This window comes from Nitrincola salilacus (assembly GCF_046271865.1).
In the GTDB taxonomy this organism is placed as follows: domain Bacteria; phylum Pseudomonadota; class Gammaproteobacteria; order Pseudomonadales; family Balneatricaceae; genus Nitrincola; species Nitrincola salilacus.
The window spans coordinates 3,159,168-3,184,107 of sequence record NZ_CP176580.1; the positions used below are offsets into that span (position 1 = coordinate 3,159,168).

Here is a 24,940-nt window from a genome sequence, read left to right on the forward strand (position 1 = left end):
CGCGTTCCTCCGCCCTCAAAAACTGACAACTGCTTGTATGTACAGGCATATCCCGGAGACCTTGGGTGAGTGTATGCCGCAGGGATGCGGCATTTAAGCCTACAGGGATGTATTCACGGCGTCTCACCTAAGGTCTCCGGGATATGCGTTGAAGCAGCGGATTCAGGTATAAAAAAACCTCCGATCATCACAACCGGAGGTTTCTGTTTATCCCGATTTCAGATCAGAGCAGGCCCAGATAGGACTCGTACTCCACATCCGAAATGCGCTCATGCAGCTTGCGCAATTCCTGGCGCTTGGCTGCCGAATAGACACGGACGAACTCTTCGCCCAGATACTCCTTCAACACCTGACTGCGGCTGAACACCTCGGTGGCAACATCCCACTTGTTCGGCAGCAACAGTTCGTGGTTAGCCTCAGCCTCGTTGTAAGCATCTCCCTCGATCGCTGCCATTGGCATCAGTTTATTCTCGATACCGTAGAGCGCGCCTGCAAGCACCGTAGCCAGCACCAGATAGGGGTTGGCATCCGCCCCCGCTACACGATGCTCGATACGACGCGCCACAGGTGGACTCTCTGGAATACGGATCGCCACGGTTCGGTTCTCATAGCCCCAACTGGCAAAGGTTGGTGCATGCGCCCCGACCTTGAAACGGCGATAGGAGTTCATATGCGGTGCAAAGGTCAGCATACTGTCTGACATGGTGCGCATCAGGCCGCCCACAGCATAGCGCAGCAGATCGGTCCCCTCTTCTCCACCATCATCAAATACGTTAATACCGTCTTCATTCAGCAGGCTGAAATGAACATGCAGACCGTTACCGCTCTTTTTGGTGTAAGGCTTGGCCATGAAAGTCGCGGCGTAACCATGCTTGCGTGCAATCCCTTTGACCAGACGCTTGAACATGGTCGCCTGATCACCGGCCAGCATCGGGTCAGCGACATGCACCAGATTGATCTCGAACTGCCCTGGCCCCAGCTCAGATACAATCGTATCTGCTGGTACACCCTGCAGCTCACAGGCTTCACGCACATCGGAAAAGAAAGAGGACAGGCCATCCATCTCATCAATGGAGTAGCAGTCGGTTTCGGTCAGACGACGTCCATGACCTTCGGACAGAATCGGTGGCTGAGGACGCTGACTCACCTCGGAATCGCCATCCAGCAGGTAAAATTCAAGCTCAGTCGCAACCACCGGGGTCAGCCCATGTGATTTGAACCGATCCACAATCCGTGACAACACCTGACGCGGGTCGGCGCCAAAAGGAGTGCCATCCGGGTTGAACATGGTAGCCAGAATCTGATACCGCGGCGATTCCGACCAGGTAACCGGCACAGGTTGCTGTACCGGCAGACAGGTACCATCAATATCGCCTGTCTCAAAGACCAGACCGTTTTCAAGCACGTCATCGCCCCAGAAATCGAACCCCAGCACGGAGCGAGGCAGTTTCACACCCTCCTCCATCACCTTGCCGAGCGCTTTCCAGGGCATCCGTTTTCCACGCAGGTTGCCATTAAGATCCGTGATGAACAGATCAAATTCAGTATTGTTATTAGACGACATACAGAGACTCTCTTAAGTACGGATGTACTTTTTTCAGCTGAGACGAAAGCTTTTTGATCAGCTTTTGTGGGTTTTTACTTGGAAAATTGATATAAATTGTGATCACAAAAATACAAATCAATTTGATCACAAAATTTAAACAAGGTCAATCTGCCCTGATCGCTTCACGCTGATAAGCGAGCAGGCTACAATGCAGCCGAAACTATCTGGCCAGCCGAGACAATGGATAAGAAATCTCCGATACAGATCACCCCACCCGAGCGCGATGACAACGGCACCGTGACACAATGGGTATACACCTCCCTCAGAGACGCTGTGATGCAGGGGCAGATACTGCCCGGTCGCGCACTGACCATCCGCGAGCTGGCCGGCATTCTGGATGTCAGTCCGATGCCGGTGCGCGAGGCGCTACGCCAGCTCTCGGCCGAGGGTGCACTGGAGATACAGGGCAATCGCCGGGTGATGGTGCCAAAAATGACGGCCATGAAGTTCACCGAACTCTGCGAAGCCCGCATAGCAATAGAGTGCCATGCAGCCGCCCGCGCCCTGCCCTACATCGATGGAGAGCAGCTGCAGCACCTGCAACAACTGGACCGACAGATAGATAACGCGCAGACAGAGGGCAATCTGGAGCAGATCAGCATTCTCAACCAGCGTTTTCATCGCGCCCTCTATAAGGCCAACCCACATCAGATCACACTCCCTCTGATCGAAAGCCTCTGGCTGCAACTTGGCCCCTTCATGCGTCTGGCCTCCAGCAAGCTGCAGGAGCACTATGTGATCGACCGCCACAACGAAGCTCTGGCCGCCATCCGCGACCGGGACGCCTTCGCCCTGCAGCGCGCCATAGCTGCCGATATTCGTGAGGGATTTGCCTTCGCCGATACCCCTGAGCTACTGCAGAGCTTCATCGAGCAATCCAACCAGGCCTGAACTTCCTTCCTGTCTTTTCGGGATTCGCCTCAATCACTTAACTCCTTTTCAGCCCCCAGCCGACTCATCCAGAGTCTTGGCTGGATGTTTTTTTGTGTTGACTTTGTGATTTTGTGATCACAAAATAGAGTCAATATCAGATCAACCATATCTGTATTCAACATTAATGATCACATAACAAGACAATACCAGCCCTGCATTACCAGTGCTGCCGGGAGAAACATCATGTTCAACAAAACCCAGTCCTCCTCCGCCAAAACCCTCGCCGTTCAGTGCATGGATGCCGAGCACCATATGCACCCCTTTACCAACACCGGTGCACTGAACAAAAAAGGTGCCCGTGTCATCACACATGGTGAAGGCGTCTATCTTTGGGACAGCGAAGGCAACAAGATCATCGACGGCATGGCAGGCTTGTGGTGTGTGAACCTGGGCTATAACTGTCAGGAGCTGATAGATGCCGCGCATCAGCAGATGCAGCAGTTGCCCTTCTATAACACCTTCTTTCAGACCACTCACGCACCGGCAGCCGAACTGGCCAAAGAGATCGCCAGCGTGACACCGGGTGATCTGGACCATATATTCTTTGCCAACTCAGGCTCTGAGGCGGTCGACACCATTATCCGCATGGTGCGTCAGTACTGGTGCATCAAGGGCAAGCCCTACAAGAACATCCTGATCAGCCGTGAAAACGCCTACCATGGCAGCACTGTTGGTGGTGCCAGCCTCGGCGGCATGAGTGGTATGCACAAGCAGGGCGCGCCACTGCTGCCCGGTATTGAACGTATTCGCCAGCCTTACTGGTATGGTGAAGCCGGTGATATGAGTGAAGAAGAGTTCGGCATCGCCTGCGCCAAGGCGCTGGAAGATAAGATCCTGGCCGTAGGACCCGAAAACGTGGCAGCCTTTATCGGGGAGCCACTGCAGGGTGCCGGTGGAGTGATCGTGCCACCTGCCAACTACTGGCAGGAGATTCAGAAGATCTGTAACAAGTATGATGTGCTGATTGCGGCCGATGAAGTGATCTGCGGCTTTGGCCGAACCGGTAACTGGTTCGGCAGCCAGACCTTCGGCATCCAGCCGGACATCATCTCCATGGCAAAAGGGCTGTCATCCGGCTATCTGCCGATTGCAGCAGTCGCCGTCGGCAACCGCATTGCACATGCGTTTATCGAACATAATGAAGACTTCAACCACGGCTTCACCTATTCAGGCCACCCGGTTGCCGCAGCCACAGCGCTGGCAACCATCCGCCTGATGAAGTCGCGCAAGCTGGTGGAGTATGTGGCAGATGATATCGGCCCCTATTTCCAGGCCAAGTTGAGAGAAACACTGGCAGACCACCCTCTTGTCGGTCATATCGAAGGGGTGGGCCTGGTGGCTGGCATGGCGCTGGTCAAGGACAAGGCGAGCAAGACCCTCTTCCCGTCGGATATGGATATCGGTCTGATCTGTCGTGACCACTGCTTTAACAACGGTCTGATCATGCGTGCTGTCGGCAGCCGCATGGTGCTGTCGCCGCCACTGGTGATCAGCCGCAGCGAAGTGGACGAGATCTGCGACAAGGCACGCCTGTGTCTGGACCTGACCCTCAAGTCGGTCAGTTGACCGATACCTGGTGCAACGGTCGGGCAGCAATGTCCGGCTCGCTGCACTGACATCAATGAAACACATCACGACAAACCGTAAGCCTCCAGAGAGACATCATGAAGCGCATATCAGAAAAAGATAGCGGCTGGCAAAAAAGTCTTGCCTCACTGATCGATCAAACCCGTCTGCGCACCTTTCCCAAAGCCCTTGAGGCCTTTCTGGCCACCCAATGCAACTTCGACACCCTGCTGATCGTGACCTACAAGCAGGACTGCAAACCGATTATTCTGCACCCGACCGATCCCGCCGAACAGAGCCAGACTCTGCACTGCTATATAAAGCAGACCTACGTGCTGGACCCGCTCTACAACACGATCATGTCGGGCAGCATCTCCGACGTCAGCCGCCTGAGCGACATCGCCCCGGACTCCTTCGAGATGACCGAGTACTATCAAAAGTGCTATCAGAACTTCGGCCTGGTGGATGAAATCAACCTGGTGATTCAACTGGAAAACGATATCACCTGTAGCCTGTCACTCGGTCGGCGTGCACTGCTCGGCAGCATTACCCGCGCTGAAATGCAGCGACTTCAGGATATCTACCCGATCATCAACTCCCTGATGCGTCAGTTCTGGCTATCTCAGCATCAGGAGTATGTGCAGTATGAAAAAGCGGAAGGGGCAATACGGCAGGCGTTGAATACCTTTGGCAGTGGCATTCTGACACGCCGAGAGCAAGAGATCACCGGCCTGATCCTGCGGGGACACTCCTCCCAGGCGATTGCGGATCGGTTGCATATCAGCCTGGGAACAGTAAAGGTGCATCGCAAGAATATACACTCCCGCTTTCACACCTCCACCCAGTCGGAGCTTTTCACCCTGTTCCTCAGCCATCTGAATGAGCTGGAACCCGCCTCATCCGCCAGAGTGGCGGTACAGCATCACTGACATCGATCACGGGGCTGGATAAGGGGACTGGATAAAGGGGCTAGATAGCCCCCTACGATCACAGGCGTATCCAGACGGTTTTCAGCTCGGTGTACTTCTCCAGTGAATGCAGCGACTTGTCGCGTCCGTTACCCGATGCCTTCACGCCACCAAAGGGTACCGTGCTGTCTCCCTCACCCCAGGTATTCACCCAGACCATACCGGCTTCCAGCTTGCGGCTGACGCGGTGGGCACGCGACAGGTTTGCGGTCCATACGGAAGCGCCCAAGCCATAAACCGAGTCATTGGCGAGTGCAATGGCCTCCTCCTCAGTTTCAAACTCACACACCGCGAGCACAGGGCCAAAGATCTCCTCTTTCACGAAGGTCATGCCATTATGTGCCTGATCAATGATAGTCGGCTGCACGAAATATCCCTGCCCTGGTACATGCTTCGGCAGGCCACCCAGCACGCACAGTCCTCCCTCTTCAAGCGCCGAGCTGATATAGCGCTCCACCGTTGCCAGTTGCACGGCATCCACCACTGGCCCCATGCGGGTTTCCGGGTCAAGCGGATCAGCAGGCTGATACTGGCTGGCCGCCTCGATCAACTCAGCCAGGAAGCGCTCTTTAATGCTTTTTTGTACATAGACGCGTGAACAGGCGATACACACCTCACCCTGATTGGAAAAGATCGCCGCAGCCGCCGTGGCCGCAGCCTTTTTAATATCTTCACAATCATCAAAGATCAGGCTGGGTGATTTGCCGCCCGCCTCAAGCCAGACACGCTTCATATTGGACTGGCCGGCATACTCCATCAGCATCCCCGCCACACGACTGGAACCGGTAAACGCCAGGACATTCACATCACGATGCAGCGCCAGTGCTTTACCGGCAGTATGACCAAAGCCAGGCAGCACATTCAGTACGCCATCAGGCAAGCCCGCCTCGGTAGCCAGCTCAGCGAGCCGCAATGCACTCAAAGGTGATTTTTCAGAGGGTTTGAGTATCACACTGTTCCCGGCTGCCAGCGCCGGTGCCAGCTTCCAGGTCGCCATCATCAGCGGGTAGTTCCAAGGAGTGATCGCTGCCACCACGCCCACCGGCTCACGGCTGATCAATGCCAGCGTGTCATGACCGGTAGGAGCGATCTCTCCATACACCTTATCGACACTCTCGGCCGTCCAGCGGAAGCAATCGATCGTATCCGGCACATCGATATTCACCATCTCGGAGATGGATTTACCCATATCCAGCGTATCCAGCAGCGCAAACTCATCCTGATGCTTTTCCAGCAGATCGGCCAGCCTCAACAGCACCCTCTTGCGTGCCTTGGGTGCCATTTCGGACCAGATACCCGAGCGGAACACCTCGCGCGCATTGGCCACCGCCAGATCGACATCGCCCTGATCGCAGCTGGCCACATTAATCAGCAACTGCTCGGTTGACGGATTGACACAGGGGAAGGTTTCACCGCTCAGCGATGGCTGAAAACAGCCATTGATATAGGCCTCGCCCCGCAGCGTCAGGGACTCACTCAAGGTTTTCCATTCTTGTAATGTTTTCACAGTCGTACCTCTCAGACTCTGGTAATGATCCAAGTCTAGGGAGGTACGGGAAGGAGTGATATATACACCAGGGGGTATTCTGCGCGGATGCCCTTTCATTTTTCAGGTGCAGAGCGTTAGCATAGGGTCACCAAGCAAGCACATGGAATGGACACGTTGATGAAGATTCTCTTTGCCACCGAAGACCCGAAAGCCGAACGCTGGAAAGCCCCACTATTGGAGCAGTTACCCCAGGCCGATATCCATATCTGGGATGCAGCAAACCCAGCGACCGATGCCGACTATGCGATTGTCTGGCAACCACCCGCAGAGGTGTTCGCACAGACGCACTCGCTGAAGGCCATATTCAATCTGGGAGCCGGTGTTGATGCCCTGCTCAAACTGACAGGGCTGCCAGACAATCTGCCGATCTACCGCCTTGAAGATGCTGGCATGTCGGCCCAGATGGCCGAATATGTGGCCTATTATGTTATCGAAGCAAGCCGTGATATGGCCCTGTATCGCGAGCAGCAGGCTGATGGTGTATGGAAAATGCTGCGCCCGATAAGGCGTCAGGACTGGCCGATAGGCGTGCTCGGGCTGGGTCAGATCGGCAAGCGGGTGGCCACCACACTGGCAGGACTCGACTACCCCGTTGCTGGCTGGAGCCGATCCGGCCAGCCGATAGAGGGTGTCGAATCATTTGCCGGCCAAGAACAGTTCAAATCCTTTCTTGCGCGGACTCGCGTACTCATCAACACCCTGCCACTGACACCCGAAACCAGAGACCTGCTCAACTACGATACCTTTAGCAGCCTGTTGCCGGATGCGGTGGTGATCAATGTTGGCCGGGGCGAGCATCTGGTTGATCACGATATGATCCGCGCCATAGATGAAGGTCTGATACGCCATTCGGTACTGGATGTGTTCCGCCAGGAACCCCTCCCGATAGAGCACCCCTTCTGGAGACACCCTTCCATTACTCTGACCCCACATGTGTCTGCACGCACCCTGCGCGATGAAACCGTGCAGCAGATCTGCGACAAGATCAAGCTACTCGAGTCCGGCGAATCCCCCAGTGGGCTTATTGATCGTCAGCGCGGCTACTGAGTCTGAACAATAAGGCAAAGGAGTGCCCGCATGAAAATAAATCAAATAAGGTTTGACGACAGGGTACCAATCTCATACTATGGGTTCAGCAAGATCACTCAAGTTGGCGCGACCCTAGTATTTGTTGGATCCTTACGGTACTTCAGTCTTTCAGTCCCCTCTCTTTGATTTTCATTGCATTTTCTGAGCATTGCTCATCAATATTTTTTATAAGGTAAGACTTAAATGGCTACTGGTACAGTTAAATGGTTCAACGAAGCTAAAGGTTTTGGTTTCATTACTCCAGATGACGGCAGCAAAGATCTGTTCGCACATTTCTCTGAAATCGTTGGTAATGGCTTCAAAACTCTGGCTGAAGGCCAGCAGGTATCTTTCACCCCTGCACAGGGTGCTAAAGGTCCTCAGGCTTCACAGATTCAGGTACTCTGAATCCGGGCTGACGCCTAGAAAGATAAGCTCCGCATAGCGGGGCTTTTTTTTGCCTGCAATTTGGCACTGCAATCATATCGGTTAAGTTTCCAGATACCTGCCCCTCTGATCAAGACCCTGAACAAGACCCTATTACTCAGGAGTCACGCCACCTTGGCGGCACCAGCCACAAAGCCAACAGCACCAATACTCCGAATAACGTATAGATAGCGACAAATACCCACCAGGGCAGATCATAGTAAAGAAACTGCCCCAGCCAGTATTCCACAAACGAGATCTCGTAATAGAACTGCCCCGCCACCCGTCTTAACTCCTGCTCCCAGATCGTCAACGGACAGATCAAACCAAACCATGCCTGCACAGCAACGACGATAATAGTCAGCAGATGAAGTGCGCGAAACCAGCGATTGCCTACCCAGCGCCAATGACGCCACCCACCTATCAATATCAGCACCAGACCAAAGATCACAAACACCACAATCAGGCTATGCAATATCAGAATAATATCTGCCACAAGCCCCGGCGCAGGGATTCTGTCATACACACTGTCATAAGCCCTCATCTCTCCAAGTACCCCTTGCCATCAGCAGATCAAGGTTATTACCTGAAGGATAGAGTATCAGCCCATCAACTGCCGCACCAAATCGAGTCCCTGCGGCCAGTCACCCAAACCTGTCTCGGTATTGATATGCCCGGCCTCACCTATATTGATGAAGCGACTACCCCAGTGATTGGCAAAATCTTGTGCAAATGTCAGATCACCATAGGGGTCATTACTGCTGACCACCATGATGGAGGGAAAGTTGAAAGCCTCGATTGGTAATGATCCGAATCCAATTGCAGTCGAAGGAAAATTAATACCATCAGGATCAGGTGGCGCAACCAGCAACACCCCTTTCACTGTCAACCGAGTACGTGATGCCCAATGCGCCACTAACAAGCAACCCATACTATGTGCCACCAGAACAGTTTCCGGACCGGCCTCAGCCACACGCTTCTCCAGCTCTGCTACCCACTCATCACAATCCGGACACTCCCAGTCACGCTGCATTACCCGCGAAAAAGATGAATAAGCCTCCTCCCACAGACTCTGCCAGTGCTCTGGGTCGGAGTTGAGGTAACCGGGAAGAGTCAGAACCTGAACTGTCATATCAGTATCCTTGAAAAGATCAATAATAGATTAACGCGCAAAACGCGCCAGATAGCGATCCAACTGGTTAGCAAACGCCTGGCGCTCACGCTGACTCAAAGGCGGTGGGCCTCCACTTTGGATACCACTGGAGCGCAGCGTGTCCAGAAAATCACGGATATTCAGCCGGCCACGGATATTTTCCTTGCTGAACGCCTCACCGCGAGAGCTCAGAGCATGACCACCCTTCTCGATCACCTCGGCAGCTAACGGAATATCGCTGGTGATCACCAGATCATCAACCTGAACCCGCTTGACGATCTCATCATCTGCCACATCAAAGCCGGAGCTCACCTGAATCGAACGAATATTGGAAGCAGGCGGCACACGCATCGCCTGATTGGCAACCAGCACCAGTTCCACTTTTGTCCGCTCGGCGGCACGGAAAAGAATCTCCTTGATTACCACCGGACATGCATCGGCATCGACCCAAATTGTCATTGCTGTTTCAACTCTTGAAACCATATCAGAATCCATGATCTCCGTTATGCACCTTAAGCGCAATCCCGGCGATGATGCTGTGTCCATAAACAAAAAAAATCCCCTCGCAAGTCTTGGCAGATTCACGAGGGGATTCTTCACTACGAGCTGGTCGCCCGATTGTCAGCCGGAGCTGTGCATATCAGGCATCGTGTCGTGCATGACGCTGAGGACGGCTCGGCTTGTTGCTGCGTGGAGCCGCTGCAGCCGCCGGTTTGCTTCGACCGGCGCCATTGCGTCCTGCACCCTGCCGCGGACTGCCATTGCCGCCACGCCCTCTGCCATTACCGGCAGGCTTGGCAGCTGGCATCATACGATCTTCAGGGCCCGGCTCGAAGCCTGGTTGCACTTCAAGCTCGTAGCGCTTGTTGATCAGTTTTTCGATCGCTTTGAACTGCGGCTTCTCTTCATGGCAGACCAGTGATATGGCTCTACCGGAGCTGCCTGCACGTCCGGTACGGCCGATACGGTGAACGTAGTCGGCTGGTACGTGGGGCAGTTCGAAGTTAACCACGTGTGGCAGTTCGCTGATATCGATGCCGCGGGCTGCGATATCGGTCGCCACCAGCACGCGCAGTTCGCCATCTTTGAACTGTTTCAGAGCGCGGGTTCTGGCGCCCTGGCTTTTATCGCCATGAATTGCCATCGCCGGCAGACCATCCTGCTCCAGCTGTTTAGCCAGACGGTTGGAGCCGTGCTTGGTGCGAGTGAAGACCAGCACCTGCTGCCAGTTATTGTTACCGATCAGGTAACTGAGTAGATCACGCTTACGCCCCTTGTCGACACCATAGAACGCCTGCTCAACGGTATCAGCAGTGGCGTTGCGCACGGCAGTTTCGATCATCGCCGGGTTATTCAGCAGATCCTGCGACAGCGCCTTGATCTCTTCCGAGAAGGTCGCTGAGAAGAGCAGGTTCTGACGTTTTTTCGGCAACATCGCCAGAATTTTACGAATATCGCGGATAAAACCCATGTCCAGCATGCGATCCGCTTCGTCCAGCACCAGAATCTCGATGCGTGACAAATCCAGAGCGCGCTGCGAAACCAGATCCAGCAATCGACCGGGCGTTGCCACCACGATATCGACTTTGCGGCCCAGCGCTTTCATCTGCGGGTTAATGTTGACACCACCAAACACCGCCAGGGTGCGAAATGGGGTGTGTCTGGCATATTCGCGCAGGTTATCTTCAACCTGAGCGGCCAGTTCACGTGTGGGTGTCAGCACCAGTGCGCGCACAGGTGCACGACCATTGGTATGGGGTTTTGCGTCGGTTTCACCCAGACGCTGCAACATGGGCAGGCCAAAGCCTGCGGTTTTGCCGGTACCGGTCTGAGCACCAGCGAGCAAATCTCCGCCTTTCAGCACAACAGGAATCGCCTGGCGCTGGATGGGGGTTGGCTCTGTATAACCACATTCGTTAATAGCTTGAACGAGCTGCTCGTTCAGACCGAGGGAAGCAAAAGGCATGTGACTCCGAACATATAATGTCCTGAAAAGGACGGATGGGAATTAATGCTGAATACAGTACTTGGGTGGGTAATCAATAGGGTACGACCAAGGGTACTACTTTGGCTTACTACATTGGGTTACTACACTACATGGAAAGCGTACTACATAAAGTCGAGCACATAGTAACACAACTGCTCGCCAAACCTGTATAATATTGCTCCTTTTACATCAAGCATATCGCGACAGCTGTCGCCAACCACCATCTATGGGTTCTTTCTTTGATTTCCACCGCTAATATCACCATGCAGTTCGGGGCCAAGCCTCTATTTGAAAACGTCTCTGTCAAGTTTGGCAACGGCAATCGATACGGTCTGATCGGTGCCAACGGCTGCGGCAAGTCCACCTTCATGAAAATTCTGGGGGGCGATCTGGAGCCAACTTCCGGCCATGTGATGCTGAATGAGCACACGCGCCTGGGTAAGCTGCGTCAGGATCAGTTTGCCTTTGAGAACGTCAGCGTTATCGATACGGTGATCATGGGCCATGAGGAACTGTGGCGCGTCAAGGCTGAGCGTGACCGTATCTACTCGCTGCCCGACATGACCGAAGAGGATGGCATGGCGGTGGCTGAGCTCGAAGTTGAGTTCTCCGAGATGGATGGCTATACGGCTGAATCGCGTGCCGGTGAGCTGTTGCTGGGCCTGGAAATTCCGATAGAACAGCATAACGAGCCGATGAGTGTACTGGCGCCCGGCTGGAAACTGCGTGTTCTGCTCGCTCAGGCGCTGTTTTCCGATCCTGATGTACTGCTGCTGGATGAGCCGACCAACCATCTGGACATCAACACCATCCGCTGGCTGGAAGAGATTCTGACGTCGCGCAACAGCACCATGATCATCATTTCGCATGACCGCCACTTCCTGAACAAGGTCTGCACCCATATGGCGGATCTGGACTATTGCGAACTGCGCCTGTTCCCGGGCAGCTATGATGAATATATGACCGCTGCGACTCAGGCCAGAGAGCGCCTGATGTCGGACAACGCCAAGAAAAAAGCACAGATAGCCGAACTGCAGACCTTTGTCAGCCGCTTCTCGGCCAACGCCTCTAAAGCCAAGCAGGCGACGTCGCGTGCGCGCCAGATTGACAAGATCCAGCTCGACGAGGTCAAACCTTCAAGCCGTGTCAGCCCCTTTATCCGCTTTGAGCAGCAGAAAAAGCTGCACAAGCAGGCCGTTACCTTGAAGGATCTGTCCAAGAGCTTTGATGGCGTCACGCTGTTCAAGAACTTCAACCTTCAGGTGGAAGCAGGCGAGCGAGTTGCGATCATCGGTCCCAACGGGATAGGTAAAACCACCCTGCTGCAGTGCATGAGTGGTCATCTGACGCCCGACAGCGGCGAGGTGAAATGGACCGACAGTGCCGAGGTTGGTTATTTTGCACAGGACCATACTCAGGATTTTGCCGAAGAAGCCACACTGTTTGAGTGGATGTCACGCTGGACCAGCGGCGGCGAGCAGGCGATCCGTGGTGCGCTGGGTCGCATGCTTTTCTCCGGTGATGAGATAGGCAAGTCGGTGAAAGTGATCTCGGGTGGTGAGCAGGGTCGCATGCTGTTCGGCAAGCTGACACTGATCAAACCAAACGTGATGCTGATGGATGAGCCGACCAACCACTTGGATATGGAGTCGATCGAGGCGCTGAACCTGGCACTGGAGAACTATCCCGGCACGCTGATCTTTGTCAGCCACGACCGCGAATTCGTTTCTTCACTGGCCACGCGTATCGTGGAACTCAGTGCCAATGGCATCACTGACTTCAGCGGTACCTACGACGATTATCTGCGCAGCCAGGGCATCGTCTGATCAGACATCTGATCTAAAAAACATCTGAATCCGTGACTTTGCGGCATATTCTGGAGGTCATGGGTGAGTGTCTGCCGCAGGGACGCGGCATTCAAGCCTGCAGGGACGCATTCACGGCGTCTCACCCAAGACCTTCGGAATAACTCATACATGAAAACACGGATCCAGGGGCCCATTATCAGTATCCATCGGTTGCCTGTATCGCCCAGAGATGCGCCCCGACCAGGGCCCGCCAGGGCGAATAGTCCTCAAGCCAGCGCCTGGTTTCCTCCTGACTGATTTTCTCCTCACGACCCAGCAGCGCCTGAAGGTTGCGCCTCACCGCCACATCCCCATGCAAAGAACCATCCAGCCAGCCAAAGCCACGCATCAGGGCATAACTGACAGTCCAGGGGCCGATCCCTTTCACGGCATTCAGGCGTTCACTGACCTGTTCGGCATCCAGATTCTCCACCCACTGATCCAGCTGTAACTGCTCATTCACCACTGACTCACTGAGAGTTTTGATGGTTTGTGCCTTGGTTCGGGACAGACCAGCCCGCAACAGCTCTTCATCCTCAAGACTCATAATCCGAGCCGCATCCGGATAGCACAACAGCCCGCTACGATGCGGGATATCAGCCGCTATGATCAGTTTTCGACGGATGGACACCGCAGCACTGACACTGATCTGCTGCCCGATGATCGCCCAGGTCAGCGCTTCAAAGGGGGTGGTTGTCATCGCCACACGCAGACCAGGTCGGCGCCGAATCAGTGGACCGAGCAATGGATGACCCGCATACTCCTGTTCGAATATTTCCACAGGCTGAGTCAGCCCCAGCATACGCCGTACCATCTGTTCAAGCCGGATCTGACTACCAACCTTAGGCTGACCATCAACTTCCAAGGTCGCCACCGCCCTGCCCGGCTCAAACGCTATCGTAAGGCAAGCGGGATCACCGTCCCAGCAGATCCCTTTATGCAGTGTCTCTTGATCAACCCGTTCCGCCACCGCCTGAACATCACGCTGATGAAACGCCAGCATATCAGCCTGCCGATAATCCGGCGGCAGCATCAGATGACAGGTGAAAGAAGATGGTGGTCGAGATGTTTCCTTTTGATCATCAATGTCGCTCACATCTAGTCTCCTTCAGGCATCATTTTTCGCAGTGCTTGCTGGCTCTCGATACTATACTAGTCAGAGAATTCATCACATGCTTTGAGACTCAGGCCATGATCCGATTTATTCTACGCTGCACACTTATCTCACTGCTGCTGATCTGTGCCAACGCGTCAGCTCGGACGCTGGAGCTGGTCACTCTGCAATATCCACCCTATGAGTATGAGGAGGATGGTGAGCTACAAGGCTTTGTCGTGGATATCATTCACGCCGTTTTTCAACGCATGGACCAACCGATTAACATTACTCTGCTGCCCTGGGCCAGAGCCCTTCAGATGATTGAGGACGGCACAGCCGATGCCATTTTCACTGCCTATAAAACACCTGAGAGGGAGTTGTTTGCCGACTACTCCAACGAGATCCTGATGCCTCAGGTGATCTCCCTGTTTGTGAGACAAGACTCGCCCATCTCTTTCAACGGTGATCTGGCAGAGTTGAAACAATACACCTTCGGTGCAGTTCGAGGAGTCAGCTATGGTAGAGTGTTTGATGAAGCAGTTGAGCAGGCGATCATCGAACAGCCTGATTTGGCTGCCACAGGCGAAATCAATATGGAAAAGCTGATCGCAGGCAGGTTTGATATTCTGGTCAGCAATAAATATGGTGGCCTGCATATCCTGCAGAAGATGGGAGCACTGAACCAAGTTCGCGAGCTGACCCCTGAAGTAGAAAGCCTGCCCAGCTATATCGCTTTTTCGAAAAAGCAGGATCTATCCGATTTCAGAGACAGATTTGATGAGGTGCTGGTCGAGCTCAAAACTGATGGTACCTATGATTGGATCATCAACCATCACTTTCAATAGAACAACTTTCACACAGCCGACGATCAGTCTATTGGGATCCGATCCTTATTGTGTGCCAACCACTGCTCAAAGCTCTGTAGTTCAGGATTCAACTTCCGAGAGCGTTCAATGTCACGGGCTGACACAAACAGCTCGTTAAAGTCATGCTTGAACTGGAACATATTGCCCAGATCATCCGCCCCGGGGAAACCGAAACTGCGATACACTTCAGGGGGCACATCATTGTATCTGACCAGTTCACCCAGCGCCTGAGTCAGCGCCTCGGCCATCTCTACACCGCTCAAATGGCCGCCGGCAATACCAACCATTTTCCCGATGCTGGAAGTACCCTCTCGAAATACCCCATACGCGCATTTACCGATATCTTCAGATGCGATACCCGGCAGCTTGCGGTCCCCCATCGGCAAGGTGATCTCCAACACTCCATCGGCACCACGCTTGGGCCCCATGCCGAAGTAGATCAGATTATCCCAGTAGAAGGAGGTCAGCAAAAAAGAGGTCGGCACCCCTTGTTCAATAAACAGAATATTGGCCTCGCCCTTGGCGTCAAAATGAGGGACCTTATACTTCTCCATCAGGGTCGGCATTCGATCGTCATCCAGCGGCACCCAGCGGCGCGTATCTTCCAGTGTTGACCAGACTACGTGTTGCAGATTGGCCGCTTTAGCGGCTGCCGCCATGTTTGCTGCCTGACTCAACTCTTTATCCGGTGAGAAGTGCTCCCAGAAATTGGTCATGCAGTAGGCACCATAGGCCCCCTGAAACGCTTTGCGCAGACTGACTGGATCATCCAGATCCGCTGCAACCACCTCAGCGCCCATCTCGGCTAATTCAATGGCGGTTCCTGAGCGCACATCACGAGTCAGGGCACGGACCTTAAACTCACTGCCGATATCATGAAGAATGGCTCTGGCTAGCCCTCCGCCCTGCGCACCAGTGGCACCAACCACCGCAATTATTTTCCTGTTCGGCATGGTGAGCACTCCCATCTGCAGGCTGTTAGACGATCATAACCTGGGCACTACACAAAACCGCATCAGGTAGCACTCATCAGCCTAAGTATAGAAGTTATTTCAGGATTTGGTTTCAGGCCGGTTCCGGCCTGAGATAGGCATGCTTGAGCGCCAGATCATCCTGCAACTCATCAACCAGCAACGCCACTCTGGCCTCGGCAGCGCGTGTGGAGTCAGCCAGCACCTCACCGCCAAACTCCTGCCCCTCGATCGCGATCTGATGCAACTCTGTAATACCGATAAAGCCCAGTGCCGTTCTGATGCTCGGCTCCAGATGATTCATGTGGGCCAGCTCAGCTCCAGGATCAAGCCCGATACCTCCGCGTGATGAGAGTACCACCGCTCGTCGCCCTGCCATCAGCGGCAGATAAGGATGTTCAGGATTACTGGGATCAAAATCGAAGGTCCTGCCAATACGCACAATGTTATCGACCCAGGCTTTGAACGAGGAAGGTACATTGAAATTGTACATCGGCACGCCCAGCACCAGAATATCGGCAGCGGCCACTTCATCTATCAACCTGTCGCTTTCGGCCAGCACCCCGCTCATCCAGTCCTCTTGAGCCTCTTCGGCAGTGAATGCAGCATGTATCCAATCACCGCTGACAGCACTGGGTGGTGACTCCCCGAGATCACGATAGATCACTTCATCCTCGGGGCGTCCTGCCTGCCACAGAGACACAAAGTGATGCGTCAGACGACGAGTGAGTGAGCCATGCTCATGCGTGCCAGCGCGGCCGGGACGCGCACTGGCATCCAGATATAATAAACGGGCCATGATTCTATCTCCTTAACTGAATTCATTTCACCTGTTACTTGACAGGTAATGAAATTTAGCCTGATATTACATGGCACGACAAACGATGATTCCTTTCACCTATTACAAAATTAAATTCATCTATGAACACACGTAAACTTCCTTCACTTTCAGCCTTGCGCGCTTTTGAAGCGGCCGCCCGCCATCTCAGTGCCAAACGTGCGGCGGCCGAGCTGTCGGTAACGCCAACCGCGATCAGCCATCAAGTGCGGCAACTGGAGGAATCGCTTGGATTAACATTGTTTGTGCGCAAACCCCGACAACTGGCACTGACTCCACAGGGGCGCAAACTGCAGCAAGTGTTGAGTGAATCGCTCGATGCCATTGCCGACACCATCACGCAGCTGCGCGAGACACCCGAGCGCCAGTCCATCACCCTATCGGCAACCCCGGCAGTAGCCTTGCGCTGGCTACTGCCCTGGGTGTGCCTGTTGCGTGATGCTCATCCGAAGCTGGATCTGAGCATACATACCTCTCATGAAGATGCTGCACTGGATGGCGTGGTTGCAGACATGGCGATACGCTATGGTGATGGCAACTGGCCGGGCATGGTCGCTGAAAAGCTGTTCGAGAACGTCTTCGCCCCCGTCTGCAGCCCCTCGCTTGGGCTGACGGAGCCTTCCCAACTTCCCCATCACACGCTGTTGCATTTTGAGCCCTGCAAAACAATCCGCTCTCCGGGTGACTGGTACAACTGGCAGCATCAGACGCAAGTGCCAGGGTTGGATGTCGGTGCGGGGTTAACCTTTTCTGATGAAACACATGTTATCTCGGCAGCGCTGGATGGTCAGGGAGTTGCATTGATGAGTATCGCCCTGATGATGGATGAGTTAAGAACCGGCCGCCTGATTCGCCCTTTCGGACCGGATCTGATCGGTAAATCCTTCTATCTGATCTATCCGCAGCGGCGCGCTCATGAACCCGCTATTATGGCCGTCCATGAATGGGTTATCGGACTGCGCGAACGATACAGCACACTTCAGCAAGCAGTGCCAGGCAGTGGGTTATCCCTACAAGCCTGATGCAATCCAACAGTTCATATCAACTACCAGCTTCCTTGTTTTGCGCTGAGAATGATTTACACTCTAAGTAAGAAGCGAACAGTAAGGTGCATGCAAAGTGAAAAACTTTTGTCATTGGCGCGATTTTCCAGTAATGCGTCGTCTATTACTGATTCTGGCATTGACCTGTGCTGCATGGCCAGGAGCTGTACTTTCTTCCGAGGCCGCTTTACCGGAACCACTACAACTGTTCGTCGCTGATCAGGCGGCACCCAAAATGTTTATCCAGGACCACAAACCAGTCGGCTACATGACCGAACTGGCAGTCGAGGCCTTGCAACGCGCTGGCTACGAGGTAGAAGTGCAGGCCTACCCCTGGGCGCGCACCGTGTCCTATGCACAAGCCGGTTTTGGCGTGATCACCAGTTTTTCCCGTACACCTGAACGAAATGAACTGTATCTGTTTTCGACTCCAATATATGAAGACCGGGTTCTGATGATCACGCGCCAGGGCGCTGGCCTCCAGCTCAATGGCTTAAGCGATCTGGCCGGGCTCCATGCTGGCGTACAACAGGGTGCAAGTTTTGGCCCGGACTTCGAGACTGCATTGCCGACCATCAACGTGCAATGGGACGCAAATGCGAGCAGTCGGTTACAAAAACTGGTTGCTGGCCGTATCGACGTGGCAATTCTGTCTGGTGGACCACCAGCTGTGCGCCATTATGCTACACGGGCCGGTATCGACCTCAGCCTACTGGAGGTGCAGGAAAATCACCTGGTCGTCGATGCAAACCATATCGCGGTCGCCCGCTCCCGGGAGGATGCACACGATATTATTCGCCGGATCAATGTCGCGATCGAATCCATGCTTAGCGATGGCACCAGCTCGATGATCATCGGGCGGTACGAATAAATTCAGCTCTCAGCTCAAGCCATCCGGCAAAAGCACACAGGTCACCCTGCATCTTTTAACGCACTGCGTAAATGTTGGGTTAGATGCTTTGGATGAGCCTCAGTCAAAGACACTGAATCACATTTTTGAAAATGACAGAACTGTTTGATGGCGTCAACAAATGCAGTGATGACTGAGTCTTCATCAAAATCATGCTGTTCAAGGTGTAGCAGTTTGATCTCTAAATGACTGGTTTTTCGATGAGCTTTGCAATCCATCCTCCCAATGAAAACATCCCGATAAAGGAGTGGCAGGCAAAAGTAGCCATATTGTCTTTTGGCTTCAGGTACATAGCATTCTAACTGATAGTCGTATTGAAACAGTGCTTTGAGCCTTTCGCGCTGAATGACACTGTTGTCGAATGGCGAAAGAATCAAGATGCGGTTTTTCAACCGGGGAAGTGGGCGTTCGAGCGCACCTGTTTCCAGTATGAAAATTTCGCCACTGCTGACTTGGACCTGTTCCAGACTGCCCTGTGCCAACCGTTCGTTTACCAAGGCTTTGACTGCACTGCGCAGCTCAGCATTGCGGCGCAGGTAGGTCAGCCCTTTAAGTGAAGTAAAGCCATGACAGCGCAGCTGCTGGTCTATCATATGCGCCGCAAACTCTTCCAGGCTGGGCATTTGCGAGTTGACGTGTGACGGCAGTACCCGCTCGGTCAGGTCGTAGGTTTTTTGGAAACCCTCGCGATTACTGACCATCAGATAACCTTCCATATACAACTGTTCAAGCGCCTTCTTAGCTGGCTTCCAGTCCCACCAGCCTGCACGTTTTACGGTGTTCGTTTCTATATCGCGGGATCGTAACGGACCGTCTGATCGTATGCGTGCCAACAGCTCATCCATAAGTTTCTGATCACGGGTTTTGAACCAATGGGTTTGACCACTTTTAATGGCATGCTTATAGGGTAAGGAGAAGCGAAAGTCAGCAATAGGTAGGAAAGATGCTGCATGCGCCCAGTATTCAAATATGCCTCCATCGAGCAACATTTGATTTGTCATGACGGGCTTGAATTCTGGCACTCTGGAGTGAAGCACATGATGGTGTGCGCGCTCCACCACCGATATGGTATCGATCTGTACATAGCCCAGATGATTGATCGCTTTACGTGCGCCCGCCAAGCCACGTCCATAGGGTTGAGCCTGCAGCAAACCCTGTGCTGACAGGGCCAGACGACGCAAACGAGCTAGCTCTTGAGGTCGTTTGATTACAATCATGGACATACAAGCTTACCAACGTTCAAATATGTGGCACATATGAAGATCTGTATCTTACATGCCATTCTACTGACTGTTACTGGTAAAGCACATCCGATTAGCGGTGGCCACGTTTGCGTAGATAAAGTTTCCCGCGACATCCAGAAGCATCTCTCTGGCGTGGTCACGCAGCCCGATCTTGCCCATATGCTTTGCATAAAAGATGGTTTTGGCAAACTCTTCCCAATCCTGAAGAATCGGCTCTATTTCTGTTCGAATAAAATCAGCTAATCGCATACTCGTCTGCATTTTTATAGCTCACATTAAGAACAGAAAGGATCAGGAAGAGCTGTTCGCATTACATCGGGCGCAGATTTATCTCGACTCGACGATTCTGTGCACGGCCCGCTTCACTGGCGTTGCTCGCGATAGGCTGGTTCGGCCCGGCACCATAAGTGGAGATCCTCGCTGGCTGTACGCCATTGGCGGACAGATAGGAAGCTACGCTTTGTGCACGGCGATTCGACAGGTTCTGGTTCAGCTCCATAGAGCCGGTGCTATCGGTGTGGCCAACAATATCAATTCCGTTCCTGTCGAACTCCTTGAAAACCAATACCAGAGAGTTAAGCGTCGAGTAGAAGCCGCTGGAAATATCCGCCGAGTTGGTAGCAAAAGTGATGTTACCCGGCATGATCAGTTTCAGTTCATCGCCATTACGCTGCACCTGAACGCCAGTGCCTTGCAGAGTTTCACGCAGTTTGGCTTCCTGAGTGTCGACATAGTAGCCATAGCCACCGCCAGCCGCTGCGCCCACTGCTGCGCCGATCGCTGCGCCTTTGGCTCGGTCTTTCTTACTCGAAGTGGCCGCCCCGATCACGGCGCCTGTCACGGCACCAACCCCGCCATAAACCCCAGCCTTACCGGCTTCACGTTCGCCAGTGTATGGGTTTGTAGTACAGCCAGCCAGAAGAGTAATGCCAACTGCAGCAAATGCCAGATTACGCCATTTAGTCATGCTTATGCCTTTATATTTGGTGTTGTGACAGTTCTATATCCGAATGTTTGAGCCTGACTCGGTCTGTAAGTTCCACATCACTCCTTCGCTTCGTACTCTGACATATCAATCGTTAAGTGCATGCTCCAGACTGGCCTTTATTTCGCTCCAGATAGCAACGAAGAAAGCGGTCAGTGGAACAGCGAGTACCATACCTATAATGCCACCCAATGCCGTTCCCCAGAAAAACAGGGAAATAACCACGAGTGCTGGGTGCAGACCTGAGCGGTTGGCCATAATCTTGGGAGTCAGCAGCAAACTTTCAATGGCTTGGACTGCTGCGAACACCAGCCCTGCCAGAACCAATAACTCAACACCACCATCTGGCTGAAAAAAGGCCATAGGCAGAACTACAAGCAGGCCAATCAGGGAGCCCAGGAAGGGGATAATATTCAACAAACCCAATACCAACCCTATCAATACACCGAACTCCAGGCCTATCAGTGAAAAGCTCAGGGCATACAAGGCCCCCATACACATGGCTATGATCAACTGTCCCTGAAAAAATGCAGTAACGTACTCCAGGAACACATCCATGAAATACAGCGCTTTCTGCTGAGTGGGCTTGTGGAAAATGGATAACAGTTCGGATACCGGTCCCCGGAGTAAATCCCCGGAGAGAAGGGTGAAGAACAGGAACAAGGGTACAAAGCTTAGACCCGCCAACAGTCCCAGATAGGACATAATGGTTTTCCCCGAGCCTTCCAGATCTGGCAAAACAGACTTACTCCCCTCTTCTCCATTGCTCTCCATCATTGAGGAAAGCATGGCACTCAGTTCAGGAAAACGAGAAGAGAAACTCTCCTGCCAGCTTGCCAGCGTTTCAGGTAAGACGGTAATCAACTGGACGGCCTGGCTGACCAATGTGGGCACAAGCAAGATAATCAGCCCACCAATAACCACGCAGAAGACCAACAGTACAAGAATGATGGCCAGCAAGCGGGGAACGTGGAGGCGTCTTTTAAGAAATTTCACCACCGGATGAAGCACCAGCGCAAGGATACCGGCAAGTGACAGCGGCAAGAGCAGGTTATAGAACACATCCAGAATCAGGCCGAATAACCACACGATGATTCCGACCAGTACGATCAGTGCAACCAGAGAAAACATAACCGCCGTGTAGCGAAATAAGCGAAGCTCAACAGGTTTGAACAATCGCTTATCCGGACGTAACACCGCCAGGTTTTGACCGGCCTCCTTTGCCCCACCACCCTGGGGTTCATGTACGTCGTGGGGCATTATGCGCTCCTGCATTATTGGTTTGCGGTTTTACCGAACATCAGCATTCCAATACCCGCCACCGTAGAAGCCGCGCCAATAATCAGGAACCAGGTAGTGGAGTCGGTGAAGCGACCGGTAACGGCCTCCGTCACCTGATCGTCCAAGCTTTGGGATGACTGATATGCGAAGAAAAGCAAAATCAAACCCACAACAAGCAACACAAGAGCCAGAACTCTATTACTAGCCATTTCAACCTCCTTCAGGTGATCAGATCACCGAGCGTAGTAGGACTCGATTGTCGAGTTCCAGGTAGGGTCAGCCATATCCGGCCATTGCCCCTTGTCGAAGCCCGGTGCATTATTCAGGCGCGCCATATCGACGTTCGGTTTATTTGTTGAGAACTTCATTTCGAACCCTTTTTCGATTTTCCGTTGATATCTTTTAAAACAGCTCCATCCTTCGACTTTTCTTTTTCCTTGCCCGCACTTTTTTTGGCCTGATCTTTACTCTGATCTTTGATCTGATTTTTGGTCATAATCTGTACTCCAGATATTGGTTTCCTTCAGGCCCTGCATCCGTCATAAACTCATGTAGACACAGGGTGAGTTACCAAGATAATTGAAGCTCAAAGTCTGGTCTGTGCGTTGTCGAACGTATCTGGATAGCGTATTTTTGAGACAAATTTCAGGCCAGAAAAATCCTACACATATCGATCCACTCTGCATCAAAGCTGAGATTTAATGGGCAGTAAAATCGTTTCAGAAAATTTTTCTCGCCAAGGCCGGTTCTTCCAGCGATCATAAGAGTAAGACTCAGCCTCCAGCAGATCATCTTCAAAAACCGCCGCCATCTTAGTGGCGAAGTCACTGCTGTAGACATTCAAACTCGCTTCGTCATTGAGCCGAATTGAGCGCATATCGAAATTAGTTGATCCTACTGAAACAAATTCGGAGTCTATTACCAGCAGCTTGGTATGCAGCATGGTCGGCTGATAAACGTGAATCTCGGCACCTGCTTGCAGCAGCGTACCCCAATCTATCTTGGAGGCAATCTTGACCGTAAACGCATCAATATGAGGTCCAGGCAATAGAATGCGCACTCGAACGTCGCGTCCGCGAGCAGCAACCAAGGCTTCGATCAGCAAAGGATCAGGCACAAAATAGGATGCTGCCAGGTCGATAGTTTCCTCGGCTGCCGCAATGGCAAGCAGATACATCAAATGCATGCTCTCGCTGCCGCCAGATGGCGAAGCAACAAACATGTGCGCATCCATATCGCCCTCATCCTGCAGGACAGGAAAGTAGTTCGGGCCGTTCAGCACTTTTCCAGTGGTCTTGATCCAGTTGTCGTTGAAGGCCGCTTGTAACTGCGCCACTACAGGCCCTTCAATCTGGTAGTGTGTATCTCGCCAGTGATCAGGATCTCCACCATCGCCTGTCCACTGATCTGCAATACCCACCCCTCCGGTGAACCCGATGAGTCCATCGATCACCAGGAGCTTACGATGGGTACGATTGTTCATACTGCCAAAGTTATACCAGTGCAAAGGCCGAAATCGGTGGACCTGCACACCAGCCTCCTGCATGGAATCCAGCAACGATTGCTCCATCCTGGAGCTACCGACCCAATCAATGGTAACGCTGACGGGTACGCCTGCGCGGGCACGTTCGGAAAGAGCGTGCGATAACTCTTCACCAATTTCGCCCGACCAATAAATGAAGGTCTCGAAAGTGATTGATGTTTGTGCCTCACGAATGGCGAGTAGCATCGCTGGAAAAATCTCGTCTCCGTTGTGCAACGCGGTCACTTTGTTGCCCTGCACTATCGCCGGACCCAACAGGACAGACATCTCTCGTCGAAATTGAGGATCGGAGATAGCATAGCGATGCTCAGCCTTGCGCTCCAAAACCTTCTCAGATGACTTGAAGTTCTGCAAAAATACCAGAATAAGGATGGTGGACAGCGCAGTGGCACCGATAGCCCAAAGCATAGATTTTCGTTTCCCAGTCAATGACATCCCAGCCGCTTTTTAAATCCACAGGTGACTCCTGACGCAACAGTCATAACGCGTACATCAACCAGAGTCGCCGAATGCTGGCAGCGTTGTCGGTGCGCTGGCGCACAGAGCGTAACGATGAGCTTCAGTTCTACTTATCCTCTCGGGGACCCATAAACACTTTAGCCGGGGTCATGATCCTCAGGGTAAAGAATGTCAGCGCACTCAGAATCAGTGCAATTTCTAGCCGACCAGTGGCCACTGATACGCCGATTGCTCCGGTTAACCACAGGCTCGCAGCAGTTGCTGTACCCGAAACAAAGCCTTCACCCTTCACTACATTTTTGAGGATGGCACCACCGCCAATAAACCCTATACCGGTAATTATCCCCTCCATGACGCGTGCTTCTGCATCCGTTGAGGTCAGGACCTGAAGACCAACCAGCATATATGCGCATGCAGCGACAGCTACCAAAGGGAAAGTGCGCAGGCCCGCCGTACGTTCATGCTGTTCTCGGTCCCAACCAATCGGCAGCGCAAGGACAAAAGCGAACAACAAGTCGCGTAGATGCAGTAAGACAATAGTCCATTCAATTTCAGGTATCAGGTTCATGTGCGTTCACTACAGGATTGAAAGTTTAATCGC

At 53.0% G+C, this 24,940-nt stretch carries 27 protein-coding genes; 9 read left to right on the forward strand and 18 right to left on the reverse strand.

Features of this window, described 5'->3' with window-relative positions; all coding sequences use genetic code 11:
• Positions 1 to 223: 223 nt before the first annotated feature.
• Positions 224 to 1,564, reverse strand: coding sequence for a glutamine synthetase family protein (locus ACK3CJ_RS14740; protein ID WP_409522972.1), 1,341 nt, complete (start codon positions 1,562 to 1,564; stop codon positions 224 to 226).
• Positions 1,565 to 1,786: 222 nt separating this feature from the next.
• Between ACK3CJ_RS14740 and ACK3CJ_RS14745 the strand changes: the two genes are divergently transcribed.
• The 3 genes from ACK3CJ_RS14745 (at position 1,787) to ACK3CJ_RS14755 (ending at position 5,034) form a co-directional block, all read left to right on the forward strand.
• Positions 1,787 to 2,497 (forward strand): GntR family transcriptional regulator, encoded by a 711-nt coding sequence (locus ACK3CJ_RS14745; RefSeq protein WP_409522973.1) that lies wholly within the window; start codon positions 1,787 to 1,789, stop codon positions 2,495 to 2,497.
• A gap of 225 nt (positions 2,498 to 2,722) precedes the next feature.
• On the forward strand, positions 2,723 to 4,105 hold the full coding sequence (locus tag ACK3CJ_RS14750) for an aspartate aminotransferase family protein (protein ID WP_409522974.1): 1,383 nt from the start codon (positions 2,723 to 2,725) through the stop codon (positions 4,103 to 4,105).
• A 98-nt stretch (positions 4,106 to 4,203) separates the two neighbouring features.
• The gene (locus tag ACK3CJ_RS14755; RefSeq protein ID WP_409522975.1) at positions 4,204 to 5,034 is read left to right on the forward strand and encodes a response regulator transcription factor; all 831 of its coding nucleotides are present in this window, start codon (positions 4,204 to 4,206) and stop codon (positions 5,032 to 5,034) included.
• 58 nt (positions 5,035 to 5,092) lie between these two features.
• Here the strand turns inward: ACK3CJ_RS14755 and ACK3CJ_RS14760 are convergent, their stop codons facing one another.
• Complete coding sequence (locus tag ACK3CJ_RS14760) at positions 5,093 to 6,580, reverse strand: aldehyde dehydrogenase (protein ID WP_409522976.1); 1,488 nt, start codon at positions 6,578 to 6,580, stop codon at positions 5,093 to 5,095.
• A 159-nt stretch (positions 6,581 to 6,739) separates the two neighbouring features.
• Here ACK3CJ_RS14760 and ACK3CJ_RS14765 point away from each other — a divergent pair, with 159 nt between their 5' ends.
• Together ACK3CJ_RS14765 and ACK3CJ_RS14770 are read left to right on the forward strand one after the other, a co-directional pair.
• Positions 6,740 to 7,669 carry a 2-hydroxyacid dehydrogenase gene (locus ACK3CJ_RS14765; protein ID WP_409522977.1) on the forward strand — a complete coding sequence of 310 codons (930 nt, stop codon included), beginning with the start codon at positions 6,740 to 6,742 and terminating at the stop codon, positions 7,667 to 7,669.
• Positions 7,670 to 7,894: 225 nt separating this feature from the next.
• Positions 7,895 to 8,098: a cold-shock protein gene (locus tag ACK3CJ_RS14770; RefSeq protein ID WP_151705510.1), complete on the forward strand. Its 204-nt coding sequence runs from the start codon at positions 7,895 to 7,897 to the stop codon at positions 8,096 to 8,098.
• A gap of 136 nt (positions 8,099 to 8,234) precedes the next feature.
• Here the strand turns inward: ACK3CJ_RS14770 and ACK3CJ_RS14775 are convergent, their stop codons facing one another.
• From ACK3CJ_RS14775 to ACK3CJ_RS14790, 4 genes are all read right to left on the reverse strand, one after another.
• Positions 8,235 to 8,660: a DUF2784 domain-containing protein gene (locus ACK3CJ_RS14775; protein ID WP_409522978.1), complete on the reverse strand. Its 426-nt coding sequence runs from the start codon at positions 8,658 to 8,660 to the stop codon at positions 8,235 to 8,237.
• A 57-nt stretch (positions 8,661 to 8,717) separates the two neighbouring features.
• Entirely contained in the window at positions 8,718 to 9,248 is a 531-nt protein-coding gene (locus ACK3CJ_RS14780) for an RBBP9/YdeN family alpha/beta hydrolase (RefSeq protein WP_409522979.1), read from the reverse strand.
• Between the two features lie 30 nt (positions 9,249 to 9,278).
• Positions 9,279 to 9,728, reverse strand: a complete 450-nt coding sequence (locus ACK3CJ_RS14785; RefSeq protein WP_409522980.1) for a YaiI/YqxD family protein — start codon at positions 9,726 to 9,728, stop codon at positions 9,279 to 9,281.
• Positions 9,729 to 9,909: 181 nt separating this feature from the next.
• Positions 9,910 to 11,235, reverse strand: a complete 1,326-nt coding sequence (locus ACK3CJ_RS14790) for a DEAD/DEAH box helicase (protein WP_409522981.1) — start codon at positions 11,233 to 11,235, stop codon at positions 9,910 to 9,912.
• A gap of 260 nt (positions 11,236 to 11,495) precedes the next feature.
• Between ACK3CJ_RS14790 and ACK3CJ_RS14795 the strand changes: the two genes are divergently transcribed.
• Positions 11,496 to 13,082 carry an ABC-F family ATPase gene (locus tag ACK3CJ_RS14795; protein ID WP_409522982.1) on the forward strand — a complete coding sequence of 529 codons (1,587 nt, stop codon included), beginning with the start codon at positions 11,496 to 11,498 and terminating at the stop codon, positions 13,080 to 13,082.
• A gap of 178 nt (positions 13,083 to 13,260) precedes the next feature.
• Here ACK3CJ_RS14795 and ACK3CJ_RS14800 read toward each other — a convergent pair whose 3' ends face one another.
• Positions 13,261 to 14,199 (reverse strand): DNA-3-methyladenine glycosylase family protein, encoded by a 939-nt coding sequence (locus tag ACK3CJ_RS14800; RefSeq protein ID WP_409522983.1) that lies wholly within the window; start codon positions 14,197 to 14,199, stop codon positions 13,261 to 13,263.
• A gap of 95 nt (positions 14,200 to 14,294) precedes the next feature.
• On the opposite strand from ACK3CJ_RS14800, the gene ACK3CJ_RS14805 reads away from it, so the two are divergent.
• On the forward strand, positions 14,295 to 15,044 hold the full coding sequence (locus tag ACK3CJ_RS14805) for a substrate-binding periplasmic protein (RefSeq protein WP_409522984.1): 750 nt from the start codon (positions 14,295 to 14,297) through the stop codon (positions 15,042 to 15,044).
• A gap of 23 nt (positions 15,045 to 15,067) precedes the next feature.
• Here the strand turns inward: ACK3CJ_RS14805 and ACK3CJ_RS14810 are convergent, their stop codons facing one another.
• Positions 15,068 to 16,018, reverse strand: coding sequence for an NmrA/HSCARG family protein (locus tag ACK3CJ_RS14810; protein ID WP_409522985.1), 951 nt, complete (start codon positions 16,016 to 16,018; stop codon positions 15,068 to 15,070).
• Positions 16,019 to 16,130: 112 nt separating this feature from the next.
• A complete protein-coding gene (locus ACK3CJ_RS14815; protein ID WP_409522986.1) occupies positions 16,131 to 16,835 on the reverse strand; it encodes an FMN-dependent NADH-azoreductase in 705 nt (234 codons plus the stop codon).
• Between the two features lie 122 nt (positions 16,836 to 16,957).
• Between ACK3CJ_RS14815 and ACK3CJ_RS14820 the strand changes: the two genes are divergently transcribed.
• Together ACK3CJ_RS14820 and ACK3CJ_RS14825 are read left to right on the forward strand one after the other, a co-directional pair.
• Positions 16,958 to 17,896, forward strand: a complete 939-nt coding sequence (locus ACK3CJ_RS14820; RefSeq protein WP_409522987.1) for a LysR substrate-binding domain-containing protein — start codon at positions 16,958 to 16,960, stop codon at positions 17,894 to 17,896.
• A gap of 97 nt (positions 17,897 to 17,993) precedes the next feature.
• Complete coding sequence (locus ACK3CJ_RS14825; RefSeq protein ID WP_409522988.1) at positions 17,994 to 18,788, forward strand: substrate-binding periplasmic protein; 795 nt, start codon at positions 17,994 to 17,996, stop codon at positions 18,786 to 18,788.
• Between the two features lie 41 nt (positions 18,789 to 18,829).
• Here ACK3CJ_RS14825 and ACK3CJ_RS14830 read toward each other — a convergent pair whose 3' ends face one another.
• The 9 genes from ACK3CJ_RS14830 to ACK3CJ_RS14870 all read right to left on the reverse strand — a co-directional run bounded on the left by ACK3CJ_RS14830 (position 18,830) and on the right by ACK3CJ_RS14870 (position 24,907).
• Entirely contained in the window at positions 18,830 to 19,948 is a 1,119-nt protein-coding gene (locus tag ACK3CJ_RS14830; protein WP_409522989.1) for a winged helix-turn-helix domain-containing protein, read from the reverse strand.
• Positions 19,949 to 20,110: 162 nt separating this feature from the next.
• Entirely contained in the window at positions 20,111 to 20,320 is a 210-nt protein-coding gene (locus tag ACK3CJ_RS14835; RefSeq protein WP_409522990.1) for a hypothetical protein, read from the reverse strand.
• Positions 20,321 to 20,381: 61 nt separating this feature from the next.
• Positions 20,382 to 21,038 carry an OmpA family protein gene (locus ACK3CJ_RS14840; RefSeq protein WP_409522991.1) on the reverse strand — a complete coding sequence of 219 codons (657 nt, stop codon included), beginning with the start codon at positions 21,036 to 21,038 and terminating at the stop codon, positions 20,382 to 20,384.
• Positions 21,039 to 21,143: 105 nt separating this feature from the next.
• Entirely contained in the window at positions 21,144 to 22,316 is a 1,173-nt protein-coding gene (locus tag ACK3CJ_RS14845; RefSeq protein ID WP_409522992.1) for an AI-2E family transporter, read from the reverse strand.
• A 14-nt stretch (positions 22,317 to 22,330) separates the two neighbouring features.
• Positions 22,331 to 22,546, reverse strand: coding sequence for a DUF3185 family protein (locus tag ACK3CJ_RS14850; RefSeq protein WP_409522993.1), 216 nt, complete (start codon positions 22,544 to 22,546; stop codon positions 22,331 to 22,333).
• Positions 22,547 to 22,570: 24 nt separating this feature from the next.
• Positions 22,571 to 22,705 carry a hypothetical protein gene (locus ACK3CJ_RS14855; RefSeq protein ID WP_409522994.1) on the reverse strand — a complete coding sequence of 45 codons (135 nt, stop codon included), beginning with the start codon at positions 22,703 to 22,705 and terminating at the stop codon, positions 22,571 to 22,573.
• Positions 22,702 to 22,833, reverse strand: coding sequence for a hypothetical protein (locus ACK3CJ_RS14860; RefSeq protein WP_409522995.1), 132 nt, complete (start codon positions 22,831 to 22,833; stop codon positions 22,702 to 22,704). The genes ACK3CJ_RS14855 and ACK3CJ_RS14860 overlap by 4 nt, the downstream gene beginning before the upstream one ends.
• Before the next feature lie 189 nt (positions 22,834 to 23,022).
• Positions 23,023 to 24,288, reverse strand: a complete 1,266-nt coding sequence (locus tag ACK3CJ_RS14865) for a phospholipase D-like domain-containing protein (RefSeq protein WP_409522996.1) — start codon at positions 24,286 to 24,288, stop codon at positions 23,023 to 23,025.
• 157 nt (positions 24,289 to 24,445) lie between these two features.
• Entirely contained in the window at positions 24,446 to 24,907 is a 462-nt protein-coding gene (locus ACK3CJ_RS14870) for an MgtC/SapB family protein (RefSeq protein WP_409522997.1), read from the reverse strand.
• Positions 24,908 to 24,940: the final 33 nt, after the last annotated feature.

Bases quoted from the DNA above. Each gene is read 5' to 3' on its own strand.
- ACK3CJ_RS14835 (WP_409522990.1), bottom strand. From the start codon at position 20,320: ATGCGATTAGCTGATTTTATTCGAACAGAAATAGAGCCGATTCTTCAG.
- ACK3CJ_RS14745 (WP_409522973.1), top strand. From the start codon at position 1,787: ATGGATAAGAAATCTCCGATACAGATCACCCCACCCGAGCGCGATGAC.
- ACK3CJ_RS14775 (WP_409522978.1), bottom strand. From the start codon at position 8,660: ATGAGGGCTTATGACAGTGTGTATGACAGAATCCCTGCGCCGGGGCTT.
- ACK3CJ_RS14820 (WP_409522987.1), top strand. From the start codon at position 16,958: ATGAACACACGTAAACTTCCTTCACTTTCAGCCTTGCGCGCTTTTGAA.
- ACK3CJ_RS14860 (WP_409522995.1), bottom strand. From the start codon at position 22,833: ATGACCAAAAATCAGATCAAAGATCAGAGTAAAGATCAGGCCAAAAAA.
- ACK3CJ_RS14755 (WP_409522975.1), top strand. From the start codon at position 4,204: ATGAAGCGCATATCAGAAAAAGATAGCGGCTGGCAAAAAAGTCTTGCC.
- ACK3CJ_RS14865 (WP_409522996.1), bottom strand. From the start codon at position 24,288: ATGCTTTGGGCTATCGGTGCCACTGCGCTGTCCACCATCCTTATTCTG.
- ACK3CJ_RS14850 (WP_409522993.1), bottom strand. From the start codon at position 22,546: ATGGCTAGTAATAGAGTTCTGGCTCTTGTGTTGCTTGTTGTGGGTTTG.
- ACK3CJ_RS14740 (WP_409522972.1), bottom strand. From the start codon at position 1,564: ATGTCGTCTAATAACAATACTGAATTTGATCTGTTCATCACGGATCTT.
- ACK3CJ_RS14785 (WP_409522980.1), bottom strand. From the start codon at position 9,728: ATGACAATTTGGGTCGATGCCGATGCATGTCCGGTGGTAATCAAGGAG.
- ACK3CJ_RS14810 (WP_409522985.1), bottom strand. From the start codon at position 16,018: ATGCCGAACAGGAAAATAATTGCGGTGGTTGGTGCCACTGGTGCGCAG.
- ACK3CJ_RS14845 (WP_409522992.1), bottom strand. From the start codon at position 22,316: ATGCCCCACGACGTACATGAACCCCAGGGTGGTGGGGCAAAGGAGGCC.
- ACK3CJ_RS14765 (WP_409522977.1), top strand. From the start codon at position 6,740: ATGAAGATTCTCTTTGCCACCGAAGACCCGAAAGCCGAACGCTGGAAA.
- ACK3CJ_RS14840 (WP_409522991.1), bottom strand. From the start codon at position 21,038: ATGACTAAATGGCGTAATCTGGCATTTGCTGCAGTTGGCATTACTCTT.
- ACK3CJ_RS14770 (WP_151705510.1), top strand. From the start codon at position 7,895: ATGGCTACTGGTACAGTTAAATGGTTCAACGAAGCTAAAGGTTTTGGT.
- ACK3CJ_RS14855 (WP_409522994.1), bottom strand. From the start codon at position 22,705: ATGAAGTTCTCAACAAATAAACCGAACGTCGATATGGCGCGCCTGAAT.
- ACK3CJ_RS14750 (WP_409522974.1), top strand. From the start codon at position 2,723: ATGTTCAACAAAACCCAGTCCTCCTCCGCCAAAACCCTCGCCGTTCAG.
- ACK3CJ_RS14870 (WP_409522997.1), bottom strand. From the start codon at position 24,907: ATGAACCTGATACCTGAAATTGAATGGACTATTGTCTTACTGCATCTA.
- ACK3CJ_RS14790 (WP_409522981.1), bottom strand. From the start codon at position 11,235: ATGCCTTTTGCTTCCCTCGGTCTGAACGAGCAGCTCGTTCAAGCTATT.
- ACK3CJ_RS14780 (WP_409522979.1), bottom strand. From the start codon at position 9,248: ATGACAGTTCAGGTTCTGACTCTTCCCGGTTACCTCAACTCCGACCCA.
- ACK3CJ_RS14815 (WP_409522986.1), bottom strand. From the start codon at position 16,835: ATGGCCCGTTTATTATATCTGGATGCCAGTGCGCGTCCCGGCCGCGCT.
- ACK3CJ_RS14805 (WP_409522984.1), top strand. From the start codon at position 14,295: ATGATCCGATTTATTCTACGCTGCACACTTATCTCACTGCTGCTGATC.